This window comes from Enterobacter sp. 168J2 (assembly GCF_034107265.1).
GTDB classification, from domain to species: Bacteria; Pseudomonadota; Gammaproteobacteria; order Enterobacterales; family Enterobacteriaceae; genus Enterobacter; species Enterobacter nematophilus.
Window position 1 is genome coordinate 47,354 of record NZ_JAWNEB010000002.1, and the last position, 12,585, is coordinate 59,938.

Genomic DNA, 12,585 nt, shown 5'->3' on the forward strand with positions numbered 1-12,585 from the left:
TTTTCCTGAGGTTGATGTGCAGTTAACAAGTTTCACCGATTACGGCTTACGCGCGCTGATTTACATGGCGTCGTTACCCGAAGGGAAGATGACCAGTATCTCTGAAGTGACAGAGGTATACGGTGTATCCCGTAATCATATGGTCAAAATAATCAATCAACTTAGCCGTGCCGGATACGTTGCTGCCGTCCGCGGGAAGAATGGAGGGATCCGTCTTGGTAAACCGGCACAGAGCATTCGTATCGGGGATGTGGTACGCGAGCTGGAGCCTTTGTCTCTGGTGAACTGCAGCAGCGAGTTCTGCCACATTACGCCCGCTTGCCGCCTGAAACAGGCGCTTTCTAAGGCCGTGCAAAGTTTTCTCAAGGAACTGGATAACTACACGCTGGCCGATTTGGTTGAAGAGAATCAACCGCTTTATAAATTATTGCTGGTGGAATGAAGAAAATTTCCACCGGAGCTGACAACGGAGGAACCGACATGTCACAAGATCCTTTCCAGGAACGCGAAGCCGAAAAATACGCGAATCCTATCCCCAGCCGCGAGTTCATCATTGAACACTTAACAAAACGCGAAAAACCCGCCAATCGTGAAGAACTTGCCGTTGAATTAAATATTGAAGGTGAAGAGCAAATTGAAGCCCTTCGCCGCCGCCTGCGCGCGATGGAGCGTGACGGGCAACTGGTCTTTACCCGCCGCCAGTGCTACGCGCTGCCAGAACGCCTCGACCTGCTGAAAGGCACCGTGATCGGTCACCGTGACGGCTTTGGCTTCCTGCGCGTGGAAGGCCGTAAAGACGACCTGTACCTCTCATCTGAACAGATGAAAATGTGCATCCACGGCGACCAGATCCTGGCGCAGCCGCTGGGCGCTGACCGTAAAGGCCGCCGCGAAGCGCGCGTGGTTCGCGTGCTGGTGCCGAAAACCAGCCAGATTGTGGGCCGCTACTTTACCGATGCAGGCGTGGGCTTTGTGGTGCCGGACGACAGCCGTCTGAGCTTCGACATTCTGATCCCACCTGAAGAGGTGATGGGCGCGCGCATGGGCTTTGTGGTGGTGGTAGAACTCACCCAGCGTCCGACCCGCCGCACCAAAGCGGTTGGGAAAATCGTCGAAGTGCTGGGCGATAATATGGGCACCGGGATGGCCGTTGATATGGCGCTGCGCACGCATGAGATCCCGTACGTCTGGCCGAAAGCGGTCGAAGAGCAGATCGAAAACCTGCGTGAAGAAGTGCCGGAAGAGTCTAAAGCGGGCCGTGTGGATCTGCGCTCCCTGCCGCTGGTCACCATTGATGGTGAAGACGCCCGCGACTTCGATGATGCCGTCTACTGCGAGAAAAAGCGCGGCGGCGGCTGGCGTCTGTGGGTGGCTATCGCTGACGTAAGCTACTACGTTCGTCCGCACACGCCGCTGGATAACGAAGCGCGCAGCCGCGGTACGTCGGTCTACTTCCCGTCTCAGGTTGTACCGATGCTGCCGGAAGTGCTCTCCAACGGCCTGTGCTCCCTGAATCCGCAGGTTGACCGTCTCTGTATGGTTTGTGAGATGACCATCTCCAACAAAGGGCGCTTAACGGGCTACAAATTCTACGAAGCGGTAATGAGCTCGCACGCGCGTCTGACCTATACCAAGGTCTGGCATATGCTGCAGGGCGACCAGGACCTTCGCGAGCAGTACGCGCCGCTGGTTAAGCATATTGAAGAGCTGCATAACCTCTACAAAACGCTGGATCAGGCGCGCGAAGAGCGCGGCGGGATCTCGTTTGAGAGCGAAGAAGCGAAGTTCATCTTCAACGCAGAACGTCGTATTGAGCGTATCGAACAGACCCAGCGTAACGATGCGCACAAGCTGATCGAAGAGTGTATGATCCTGGCGAACATCTCGGCGGCGCGTTTCGTTGAGAAAGCGAAAGAGCCTGCGCTGTTCCGCATTCACGATAAGCCGTCGACGGAAGCCATTACTGCGTTCCGCTCCGTGCTCGCTGAACTCGGTCTGGAGCTGCCGGGCGGTAACAAGCCTGAGCCGCGCGATTACGCCGAACTGCTGGAATCCATTAGCGACCGTCCTGACGCAGAAATGCTGCAGACGATGCTGCTGCGTTCCATGAAGCAGGCGATTTACGATCCGGAAAACCGGGGCCACTTCGGCCTGGCGCTGCAGTCTTATGCGCACTTTACCTCGCCGATCCGTCGCTATCCTGACCTGTCCCTGCACCGCGCGATCAAGTATCTGCTGGCGCAGGAGCAGGGCCATAAAGGGAACACTACCGAAACCGGCGGTTACCACTACTCGATGGAAGAGATGCTGCAGCTGGGCCAGCACTGCTCCATGACCGAACGCCGTGCTGATGAAGCCACGCGCGACGTGGCGGACTGGCTGAAGTGTGACTTTATGCTGGACCAGGTGGGCAACGTCTTTAAAGGCGTGATTGCCAGCGTCACCGGCTTTGGTTTCTTCGTTCGTCTGGACGAGCTGTTTATCGACGGCCTGGTGCACGTCTCCAGCCTGGATAACGACTACTACCGCTTCGACCAGGTCGGCCAGCGTCTGATTGGCGAATCTGGCGGCCAGACCTACCGTCTGGGCGATCGCGTGGAAGTGAAGGTTGAAGCCGTGAACATGGACGACCGTAAAATCGACTTCAGCCTGATCTCCAGCGAGCGCGCGCCGCGTAACGTGGGTAAAACCGAGCGTGAAAGGGCGAAAAAAGGCGGAAATGGCAAAGCGAGCGGTAAACGTCGCCAGGCGGGCAAAAAGGTAAACTTCGAGCCGGACAGCGCGTTCCGCGGCGAGAAGAAGCAGAAGCCAAAGGCGGCGAAGAAAGAGGCTCGCTCAGCGAAAAAGCCTTCCGCGAAGACGCAGAAAATTGCTGCCGCCACCAAAGCGAAGCGCGCAGCCAAGAAAAAGCAGGCGGAGTAATTCTCCCCTCACCCTGACCCTCTCCCCAACCGGGAGAGGGGAAATACTTATTACGAGAACCATCAATGAGTGAAATGATTTACGGCATCCACGCGGTGCAGGCCCTTCTCGAGCGCGCACCGGAGCGCTTTCAGGAAGTGTTTATTCTGAAAGGGCGTGAAGACAAACGTCTGATGCCGCTGATCCACGCGCTGGAAGCGCAGGGCGTGGTGATCCAGCTGGCGAACCGCCAGTTCCTGGATGAGAAAAGCGAAGGTGCGGTGCACCAGGGGATCATTGCCCGCGTGAAGCCGGGCCGTCAGTATCAGGAAAACGATCTGCCGGATCTGATTGCCGCGCTGGATAACCCGTTCTTCCTGATCCTCGATGGCGTAACCGATCCGCATAACCTCGGCGCGTGCCTGCGCAGCGCGGATGCGGCGGGCGTGCACGCAGTGATCGTCCCGAAAGATCGTTCTGCCCAACTGAACGCGACGGCGAAGAAAGTGGCCTGCGGCGCGGCGGAAAACGTCCCGCTGATCCGCGTGACCAACCTGGCGCGCAACATGCGTCTGCTGCAGGAAGAGAATATCTGGATCGTCGGTACCGCGGGCGAAGCGGATCATACCCTGTACCAGAGCAAAATGACCGGCCGCCTGGCGCTGGTGATGGGTGCGGAAGGTGAAGGCATGCGTCGTCTGACGCGCGAGCACTGCGACGAGCTGATTAGCATCCCGATGGCGGGCAGCGTGTCGTCTCTGAACGTTTCCGTTGCGACGGGTATCTGCCTGTTTGAAGCGGTGCGTCAGCGCGGAGAATAAACAGTAAGGCCGTCCAAAGGACGGCCTTTTGTGTTTCCTCCCTCTCCCCGTGGGAGAGGGCCGAGGTGAGGCCACCAGACGGTGACAACCTCACTCCTCTAACGACCGCAAATGGTCATCCTTCCTCAGCGTCATCAGCGCGAAAATACTCACCACCGCCGTTGCCATCACGTAGTACGCCGGAATATCCAGGTTGCCCGTCTCTTTTATCAGCCCGGTAATAATCAATCCCGCACAGCCCGAGAAGATCGCGTTCGACAGGGAATAGGCCAGCCCCAGCCCGGTATAACGTACGCGCGTCGGAAACATTTCAGACAGCATCGCTGGCCCTGGCCCTGCCAGCATCCCCACCAGACCGCCCGCAATCAACACCACAATCGCTTTGACGGCCAGCGTGCCGGACTCCGCCTGCAAAATTTTCAGCAGCGGCAGGGCGAGGGCCAGCAGCAGCGCGGTGGCGATAATCATCACCGTGCGGCGGCCAATCCTGTCGCTCAGGATCCCGGCCGGGATAATCGTCAGCGCAAAACCGATGTTCGAAATCACCGCGATCAGCAGCGCCTGGTTAAAGCCGGTGTGTAGAGCTGACTGAAGATAGGTTGGCATAATCACCAGATAGGTATACCCCGCTGCGGACCAGACCATCACGCGGCCAATGCCCATCAGGATGATTTTGAACGTGGCGGAGGTGCTGGCCCGAGCGACAGCCGGTTTTTCCTGCTGCTGCACAAAGCTCGGCGTCTCTTCCATACTCACCCGCAGCCATAGCGCGACCGCGCCCATCGGCAGGGCAAGGAAGAACGGAATGCGCCAGCCCCAGTCGTGCAGGGCTTCAGGCGTGAGGAGGGCAGAGAGCAGCGCGACAATACCCGCGCCCGCTAAAAGCCCGAGCGCCACGGTAAAGGACTGCCAAGCGCCGTACAGGCCGCGCTTGCCGCGCGGGGCGAACTCCGTCATCAGCGAGACCGCACCGCCGTACTCGCCGCCCGCGAACAGGCCCTGCAGGATGCGCAGCAGCGTAACGATCAGCGGCGCAGCAATGCCGATGCTGGCGTAGACGGGCACGATGCCGATGGCCGTGGTGGCGAGCGTCATCAGCACCAGCACAATAATCAGCGTCGGTTTTCGGCCAATCCTGTCGCCCATGCGGCCAAATACCACCGCACCCAGCGGACGGAAGAAGAAGGCGATGGCAAACGAGGCCCAGGTGAGGATCAGACTGGTCAGCCCCGCCTCTCCCTCAAGCTGGAAGAAGTTCTTCGCAATCACGGTCGCCAGAAAACCGTAGACCGCAAACTCATACCACTCGATAAAATTACCAATTGAGCCTGCAATTAATGCTCGCTTGTGCGCATCCTGTTGCATAACGATCCTCACAAAGACGGGTTAAGAATAAATTATTCAGCATAAGCGGAGTAATGAAATAGTTTATTCTTATGTTCTGTGAGCTATTTCACGAATGATATCAGCGGGATCGCCATCGTGTGACTTCACTCCCATGCAGCGTTCATGCAGTCTGTCCATACTTACCTTCATTGCTACTGAAGGAGGGAGACAGCATGCACTGGCAGACCCATACCGTTTTTAATCAACCAGCCCCACTCTCTAACAGCAACCTCTTTCTCTCTGACTGCGCCCTGCGCGACGCGGTTGCGCGCGAGGGTGCCGAGTGGGATATGGATCTTCTTGCCAGCATCGGACAGCAGTTAGGCACTGCGGAGTCGCTGGAGCTGGGCAGGCTGGCGAACGTCAATCCGCCGGAGCTATTACGCTACGACCCCACGGGAGAGCGGCTGGATGACGTCCGCTTTCATCCGGCATGGCACCTGCTGATGCAGGGGCTCTGCGCCAACCGGGTACATAATCTGGCTTGGGAGGAAGAGGCACGAAAAGGGTCTTTCGTCGCCAGGGCCGCGCGCTTCGTGCTCCATGCTCAGGTAGAAGCGGGGACGTTATGCCCGGTGACCATGACCTTTGCCGCCACGCCGCTGTTGCAGCAGTCGCTGCCCAAACCGTTTCATGAATGGTTAACGCCGCTGATGAGCGACCGTTACGATCCCCATCTCGCGCCGGGTGGGCAAAAGCGCGGCCTGCTGATCGGCATGGGAATGACGGAAAAGCAGGGCGGCTCGGACGTGCTCAGCAACACCACCAGAGCGGAAAAATGCAGCGACGGCAGCTACCGGCTGGTGGGCCACAAGTGGTTTTTCTCCGTGCCGCAGAGCGATGCGCATCTGGTGCTGGCGCAGGCGAAAGGCGGTTTGTCCTGCTTCTTTGTTCCGCGTTTCTTACCCGACGGACAGCGCAACGCCGTACGGCTGGAACGTCTGAAAGACAAGCTCGGCAACCGCTCCAACGCCAGCAGCGAGGCGGAGTTCCTCGATGCCTCCGGCTGGCTGCTGGGTGAAGAGGGAGAAGGCGTGCGGCAAATCCTGAAGATGGGCGGGTTGACGCGCTTCGACTGCGCGCTGGGCAGCCACGGGCTAATGCGCCGAGCGCTCTCCGTGGCGCTGTACCACGCCCATCAGCGTCAGACCTTCGGCAAAAATCTTATCGACCAGCCGCTAATGCGTGAAGTGCTGAGCCGTATGGCGCTGGTGCTGGAAGGGCACACGGCGCTGCTGTTCCGCCTGGCCCGGGCGTGGGACAACCGCACCGACCCGCAGGAGGCCGCCTGGGCGCGGCTTTTTACCCCGGCTGCAAAATTCAGCGTGTGCAAAGCGGGCATTCCGTTTGTGGCGGAGGCGATGGAGGCACTCGGCGGCGTCGGGTACTGCGAGGAGAATGAACTTCCACGCCTGTATCGCGAGATGCCGGTGAACAGCATCTGGGAAGGATCGGGCAATATCATGTGCCTGGACGTGCTGCGCGTGCTGGCAAAGCAGCCAGGGATCCACGATCTGCTCGCCGACGAGTTTGCCCAGGTCAAAGGGCAGGACAGACACTTTGACCGCAGCTGGCGGCAGCTTCAGCAAAAGCTGCGTAAACCGCAGGAGGCGCAGGGGAGGGAGATCGCGCAGCAGCTCTTTTTGCTGGGGGCCGGAAGCCAGATGCTGCGGCACGCATCGCCGCCCGTGGCGCAGGCGTGGTGCCGCATGATGCTGGATACCCGTGGCGGTACGCTCATGAATGAGCAGGTGCAAAGCGATCTGCTGCTGCGCGCCACGGGCAGGGTTGGCTAGCGTTTAAGCTGGAACAGGCTCACCAGTTGGGTAAGGTGTGATCCTTTTTCGCGCAGCGTGCGTGCGGTTTGCTCGCTGCGTGAGATACGGTCGGCATTGATATGCGACGCTTCGCCAATGTGGGTCATGGCGAGATTGACCTGGCCGATCCCAGCGGACTGCTCGCGTGACGCGTGGTTAATCTCCGTGACCAGCTGGCTGATATTGTCGATATGAACGATGATGGAATCCATCGCCAGACGCGTCTGTTCAGACAGCGCGTGGCCTTCGCCCACTTTTCGCAGCGTATCGCCAATCAGCTGTTCAATCTCCTTCACCGCGTTGGCGCTTCGACCTGCCAGGGCGCGAACTTCCTGCGCGACCACCGCAAACCCTTTTCCATGCTCGCCAGCGCGTGCCGCTTCTACCGCCGCATTCAGCGCCAGAATATTGGTCTGGAACGCGATGGACTCGATCACGCGGGTGATGTCTTCGATACGTTTTGACGCTTCGCGAATGTCGTCCATCGTGGCAACCGCATGGGTTACCGTTTCACCACCCTGATGAACCGCGCGCGATGTTTCACCTACCAGCTGCTGCGTTTGCTCCATGTTGGCGGCATTTTGCTGCACGGTCGCGGCCAGCTGCTCCATGCTGGCGGAGGTCTCTTCAACGCTGCTGGCCTGCTTGTTGATCTGTTCGGAGATGTCTCCGGTATCGGAGGCCAGCGCATTGGTGCCCAGATGGATCTCGCCCGCGGCCTCGCGGACCTGCAGGACAATTTTTTGTAGCCCATCGCCGATACCGTTAATGGCTTCAACCAGTTGGCCAACCTCATCCTGACGGGTGACGGGCAGGCTGGAGCGTAAATCGCCCGCGGCATACTGGCGGGCAAGATCAATCACGTTACGCAGCGGACGGGTCAGCATCCGACGAATGAGCACTACAAAGAGGCCCGCGAAAAGGACAGACAACGCTACGCCGGCCAGCAGGAAACGGTCGCGCATGGCGTTAACGCTCGAGAGGAGGACTGATTTATCCACTTCACCGACGATGGTCCAGTTCCAGCCGGGCAGCGGCGTATAGGCCATTTTAAGCGTGCGGCCGTCGTCGCTTATGCGTTCCAGCGTGCCTGAGGAATCGCTCAGCAATTGCTGTTGGGTGGCGCTATCCCACTTCGGCTGTTTTCCCTCTTCGCTGGGGTGGAACAGATACTGACCGCGCGTTTTGCCGTTGCTGCGGTCCAGCACAAAGAAGTGCCCGCTCTCGCCCAGGCGGCGGTTGAGGATTTTCTCGCGCATGACGTTCCAGGAGTGAGTGATATCCACCCCCACGAAGATGATCCCAATGACCTGGCCTTCACTATCCTTCACGGGCTGATACTGGGTGATGTAGCGTTTGCCAAACAGGAGCGCCAGGCCGCGGTACACCTCGCCTTTAGTAACGGAGGCAAACGCCGGGCTGCTCGCGTCCAGAACGGTTCCCATGGCGCGATCGCCATTCTCTTTGCGCAGGGAAGTGGCAACGCGGATGAAGTCGTTACCGCTGCGAACAAACAGCGTGGAGATTGCTCCCGTACGATTCAGAAAGTCATCAGAAAAGGTTGTATTTTCATGGAGTTCAGCGTCGCCGCCTTTCAGGAGGGGAACCGTGAGCCCGTAAATAGTCCGGGTCTGCTGAGTATCGACGCTAAACGGCTGGGGCAGAAATGTCGTAAACAACCTGGTGTAGCTTTCGACTTCTTCGCTCAGGCTGGTATTAAACATCTGTACCATGTCGACCATACCGGTGGACTGATTATGCAGATCTTCGACCGCGAGGGCTTCAAGCTGCTGGCTGGCTTTTTGGCTGAGCAGGAAAGTGAAAAGCAGAAACAGCGTGGCGACGCTGACGCCCGTCAGCAGCGACAGCTTTGTTCCAAGGCCCGCACGGCGGAAAAAATTGATCATAAATTGCTCATCATTGAAAAGGTATGGTTCTTCAACGGCAGAGCGGAGATTACGTTTACTGAATTAATGTAACAAAATGTTATTTTATTGTTTTAGAGTGGTTTTAAAATAGATAAAAAATTTGCAAAAACGAAAAGCCACTAAAAATAAGTGGCTTTTATCAGGAAGGATTTATACGTAGAGAATGGCCTGTACCCGCCACTGGTCGATATGGTTATCTTCCTGCATCTGAATGATGCGATACCATGACGCGCCCTGTTCATCGGCCTTTAATGCCACGATACGTTCAACGTCTTGCGGGCTCCCCGGAATGTTATTGACGGAGATTTGGCCTATTTCATTCAGACCTGTTACGCAATCCGCACTGGCGAATTCTGCTGACTGCGCGGTGGTGCTCACAAGGCCTGCTGAGAGCAACAGAGAGGTCAAAGCAAGAGTTCGTTTCATCGTCAGCTCCATTTCACATATTTCCGGTATCCGCCGGGCAATCCTTCGCGAATAAACTCCCATTCCTTGTCGCTGGCATGGAGTTTATTGTGGACAGGAAAATGTCTATGGACGCAAAGCAGTGTAAATGTCGTTCAAAGGTAAACCATTATTTCCGGTACAAAATGGCTTGTGAATACCACTGTCCCGTTATGATGGTTTCGTCGATCATAATAATGACGTAATAATCTGCTTTGGCGGCGACGGCTTGTGCCTTTATTGCATCTTCTGCGTCATCCGGCGAACCGCGAACCAGCGCGGAGACGGTGCCCATTCGCTGTAATCCTTCCGTCTGATTACGACGAATCTCCTGCGGATGATCGGCAACCGGGGGAGCGGGTTGCGGTGTACCCTGCAGTGCGCTACAGCCGCTGAGCAGAAACACCAGCAATAAAGCAGCAAACCTGTGCATAACCATATCTCGTTTCCTGTTAGCCATAGTGTAGTTGTCTGCGAATTTAGTTTTGGGGGTATGTTCCCGAAGTGTTATCTGGGACGTAATTTTCGAATGAAAATAGCGTCAAACCGTAATCCAGTTCTCAACATTATGAATCATTCATTCGTACAGGGTCGACAATGATTGAAATTGAAATACGCCATCTCGGTGAACATGAAATTTTACACGCTGTGCCGGCAGGGAAACGTGATAAACCGCTACCTGTTGTGGTTTTTTATCATGGGTTTACCTCATCGAAGCTGGTTTACAGTTATTTTGCGGTGGCGCTGGCGCAGGCGGGTTTTCGCGTGGTGATGCCGGATGCGCCCGACCACGGCGCGCGCTTCACGGGCGATGAACATGCGCGGCTTGGGCAGTTTTGGCACATTCTGCACGGCAGCCTGACCGAGTTTGCCGGGTTGCGCGATGCGCTCTATGAGGCAGGGCTGGTGGCCGACAATCGGCTGGCGGTGGCCGGGGCGTCGATGGGCGGTATGACGGCGCTGGGGATTATGACGCATCATCCTGAGGTGAGGTCTGTCGCCTGTCTGATGGGCTCTGGCTATTTTACCTCGCTGGCGAAGACGCTTTTCCCCCCTCAGGATTTAACGGGAATTACGGCGATGCTGGCAGAGTGGGAAGTGACCCGGGCATTGCCGCGCCTGGCCGATCGCCCGCTGCTGCTGTGGCACGGTGATGCGGACGATGTGGTCCCGCCCGATGGAACCTTCCGCCTGCAGCAGGCGTTAAAGAATGAAGGGCTGGACGGTAACCTGACCTGTTTGTGGGAATCCGGCGTCCGCCACCGCATCACGCCAGCGGCGCTGGACGCCACGGTGGCGTTTTTCCGCCAGCACCTTTAAACGCGGAGAACTTTGACGCCCTGATCTTCCAGCTTCTGTAGGATCTCGGGGTTCGCCCCTTTGCCGGTGATCACCATGTCGATCTGTTCTGCGCGGCTGAACAGCATGCCTGCGCGTTCACCGACTTTGCTGCTGTCGACCAGCACAACGAGCTTGCCCACGACGTTGAGCATGTTTTGTTCCGCCATCGCGGTCAGCATATCGGTTTTATACAGGCCGTCAGCGGTCAGGCCTTTGCCGCTGGTAAACATCCAGTGCCCGGCGTAGAGACTGTTTTCGCTGTCCTGAGGGCTGAGCGTGATGGACTGGCTTTTGTTGTACTGGCCGCCCATGATCACGACGCTCTCATGTTCCTGATCGATCAGGTAGTTAGCCAGCGGCAAATAGTTGGTGATGATTTGCACCGGCTTGCCGCACATCTCGCGACCCAGCAAAAACGCCGTGGAGCCGCAGTTGATGACGACGCTCTCACCGGGGTTCACCAGCTGCGAGGCCGCTCTGGCAATCCGTACCTTTTCATCGTGATTCTGGGCCTGATGAATATTCATCGGCGACCAGCGTGGACGCTGCTGGCTGATGGCTTCCGCGCCGTTGCGGACTTTTTTCAGCTTGCCGCTCTCATCCAGCTTGTTGATGTCTCGCCGCGCGGTGGCTGGTGAGATCCCTAAACGTTCGATCACTTTCTCGACGGTGATAAACCCTGTTTGCGCCAGGAGTTCCAGTAAAATTTGATGCCGTTGCGCTTCCGTCATGAGCTATTCCGATAAGAATTGATTTGAAAAGATGATATTTGAAATAGCGTGAAATTACTAAAATAAATATGAAATCGCCAGACACAGGGTCTGGCGATGTGGCCTCACAATCAGAGGAAGGACTTGAACGGCAGATCTGGCTCAATGGTGAAGCAATCATCGAAGCCGCGTGGGTAGTGATACTCGAGATTGTCTTTGTCCAGAGGCCAGGTGAACTTGCCGCCAACCTGCCAGATAAAGGGCTTGAAGCCGTACTTCAGGCGGTCTTTTTTCATCTCCCACAGCACGCGGATTTCCTGCGGATCGGCCTGGAAGTTTGACCAGATATCGTGGTGGAACGGGATCACCACTTTGGTGTTCAACGCTTCCGCCATGCGCAGCATATCGGCGCTGGTCATTTTGTCCGTAATACCGCGCGGGTTTTCGCCGTACGAGCCCAGCGCCACGTCAATCTGATGTTCGTTGCCGTGCTTCGCGTAATAGTTGGAGTAGTGGGAATCACCGCTGTGATACAGGGAGCCGCCCGGCGTTTTGAACAGGTAGTTCACCGCGCGCTCGTCCATGCCATCCGGCAGTACGCCCGCGGCTTTCTGATCGGCCGGCAGGGTAATCAGCGCGGTACGGTCAAAGGCATCCAGCGCGTGGATTTCAATGTCTTTAATTTTAACCACGTCGCCAGGCTTCATCACGATGCAGCGCTCTTTCGGCACGCCCCAGCCAATCCAGAGATCTACGCAGGTTTGCGGCCCAATAAACGGCACGTCGTCCGCGCAGTTTTGCATCACCGCTGCCGCCACGTTCACGTCAATATGGTCGTTGTGATCGTGGGTAGAGAGAACGGCGTCGATCTGACGAATGGCAAAAGGATCAAGCACAAACGGCGTGGTGCGCAGGTTCGGCTGCAGTTTTTCCACGCCGGCCATACGCTGCATCTGGTGGCCTTTTTTCATCAGCGGGTTACCGTGACTCTGTTTGCCGGTGCCGCACCAGAAATCGACGCAGATATTGGCGCCGCCTTCTGATTTCAGCCAGATACCGGTGCAGCCCAGCCACCACATAGCAAACGTGCCAGGAGCAACCTGTTCCTGCTCGATCTCTTCGTTCAGCCAGCTACCCCACTCAGGGAATGTGCTCAGAATCCATGATTCACGGGTGATGGTTTTCACTTTACTCATCGTTTTGACTCCTGGTTTTAATCAAAAGTAATCACATGGTG

At 57.1% G+C, this 12,585-nt stretch carries 11 protein-coding genes; 5 read left to right on the top strand and 6 right to left on the bottom strand.

Translation table 11 applies throughout. The features are described from left to right. Window positions 1–16 precede the first annotated feature (16 nt). The 3 genes from nsrR (at window position 17) to rlmB (ending at window position 3,722) form a co-directional block, all read left to right on the top strand. Window positions 17–442 carry a nitric oxide-sensing transcriptional repressor NsrR gene (gene nsrR / locus USG84_RS08310; RefSeq protein ID WP_061099476.1) on the top strand — a complete coding sequence of 142 codons (426 nt, stop codon included), beginning with the start codon at window positions 17–19 and terminating at the stop codon, window positions 440–442. Between the two features lie 38 nt (window positions 443–480). Then, window positions 481–2,922 (top strand): ribonuclease R, encoded by a 2,442-nt coding sequence (gene rnr, locus USG84_RS08315; protein WP_151412993.1) that lies wholly within the window; start codon window positions 481–483, stop codon window positions 2,920–2,922. Window positions 2,923–2,987: 65 nt separating this feature from the next. Beyond that, window positions 2,988–3,722 (top strand): 23S rRNA (guanosine(2251)-2'-O)-methyltransferase RlmB, encoded by a 735-nt coding sequence (rlmB, locus tag USG84_RS08320; protein WP_320738237.1) that lies wholly within the window; start codon window positions 2,988–2,990, stop codon window positions 3,720–3,722. Between the two features lie 90 nt (window positions 3,723–3,812). Here the strand turns inward: rlmB and USG84_RS08325 are convergent, their stop codons facing one another. Next, window positions 3,813–5,087, bottom strand: a complete 1,275-nt coding sequence (locus USG84_RS08325; protein ID WP_253540433.1) for an MFS transporter — start codon at window positions 5,085–5,087, stop codon at window positions 3,813–3,815. 194 nt (window positions 5,088–5,281) lie between these two features. Between USG84_RS08325 and USG84_RS08330 the strand changes: the two genes are divergently transcribed. Further along, a complete protein-coding gene (locus tag USG84_RS08330; protein WP_048998725.1) occupies window positions 5,282–6,904 on the top strand; it encodes an isovaleryl-CoA dehydrogenase in 1,623 nt (540 codons plus the stop codon). Here USG84_RS08330 and USG84_RS08335 read toward each other — a convergent pair. The 3 genes from USG84_RS08335 to bsmA form a co-directional block, all read right to left on the bottom strand. Beyond that, window positions 6,901–8,832, bottom strand: a complete 1,932-nt coding sequence (locus USG84_RS08335; protein ID WP_253540435.1) for a methyl-accepting chemotaxis protein — start codon at window positions 8,830–8,832, stop codon at window positions 6,901–6,903. The two genes, USG84_RS08330 and USG84_RS08335, sit on opposite strands and share 4 nt — an antisense overlap. Window positions 8,833–9,003: 171 nt before the next feature. Further along, entirely contained in the window at window positions 9,004–9,291 is a 288-nt protein-coding gene (yjfN, locus tag USG84_RS08340; protein WP_032644956.1) for a DUF1471 family protease activator YjfN, read from the bottom strand. Window positions 9,292–9,427: 136 nt separating this feature from the next. After that, a complete protein-coding gene (bsmA, locus tag USG84_RS08345; RefSeq protein ID WP_028015263.1) occupies window positions 9,428–9,757 on the bottom strand; it encodes a biofilm peroxide resistance protein BsmA in 330 nt (109 codons plus the stop codon). 137 nt (window positions 9,758–9,894) lie between these two features. Between bsmA and yjfP the strand changes: the two genes are divergently transcribed. Further along, window positions 9,895–10,617, top strand: a complete 723-nt coding sequence (gene yjfP, locus USG84_RS08350) for an esterase (protein WP_151412994.1) — start codon at window positions 9,895–9,897, stop codon at window positions 10,615–10,617. Here the strand turns inward: yjfP and ulaR are convergent. Both ulaR and ulaG read right to left on the bottom strand, forming a co-directional pair. Then, the gene (gene ulaR, locus USG84_RS08355; protein ID WP_024907324.1) at window positions 10,614–11,369 is read right to left on the bottom strand and encodes an HTH-type transcriptional regulator UlaR; all 756 of its coding nucleotides are present in this window, start codon (window positions 11,367–11,369) and stop codon (window positions 10,614–10,616) included. The two genes, yjfP and ulaR, sit on opposite strands and share 4 nt — an antisense overlap. Window positions 11,370–11,479: 110 nt before the next feature. Beyond that, the gene (gene ulaG, locus USG84_RS08360; protein ID WP_006810379.1) at window positions 11,480–12,544 is read right to left on the bottom strand and encodes an L-ascorbate 6-phosphate lactonase; all 1,065 of its coding nucleotides are present in this window, start codon (window positions 12,542–12,544) and stop codon (window positions 11,480–11,482) included. Window positions 12,545–12,585 lie beyond the last annotated feature (41 nt).

Excerpts from the sequence above, each read along its gene's own strand:
- rnr (WP_151412993.1), top strand. The coding sequence starts at position 481 with ATGTCACAAGATCCTTTCCAGGAACGCGAAGCCGAAAAATACGCGAAT.
- rlmB (WP_320738237.1), top strand. The coding sequence starts at position 2,988 with ATGAGTGAAATGATTTACGGCATCCACGCGGTGCAGGCCCTTCTCGAG.
- USG84_RS08325 (WP_253540433.1), bottom strand. The coding sequence starts at position 5,087 with ATGCAACAGGATGCGCACAAGCGAGCATTAATTGCAGGCTCAATTGGT.
- USG84_RS08330 (WP_048998725.1), top strand. The coding sequence starts at position 5,282 with ATGCACTGGCAGACCCATACCGTTTTTAATCAACCAGCCCCACTCTCT.
- USG84_RS08335 (WP_253540435.1), bottom strand. The coding sequence starts at position 8,832 with ATGATCAATTTTTTCCGCCGTGCGGGCCTTGGAACAAAGCTGTCGCTG.
- yjfN (WP_032644956.1), bottom strand. The coding sequence starts at position 9,291 with ATGGAGCTGACGATGAAACGAACTCTTGCTTTGACCTCTCTGTTGCTC.
- bsmA (WP_028015263.1), bottom strand. The coding sequence starts at position 9,757 with ATGGCTAACAGGAAACGAGATATGGTTATGCACAGGTTTGCTGCTTTA.
- yjfP (WP_151412994.1), top strand. The coding sequence starts at position 9,895 with ATGATTGAAATTGAAATACGCCATCTCGGTGAACATGAAATTTTACAC.
- ulaR (WP_024907324.1), bottom strand. The coding sequence starts at position 11,369 with ATGACGGAAGCGCAACGGCATCAAATTTTACTGGAACTCCTGGCGCAA.
- ulaG (WP_006810379.1), bottom strand. The coding sequence starts at position 12,544 with ATGAGTAAAGTGAAAACCATCACCCGTGAATCATGGATTCTGAGCACA.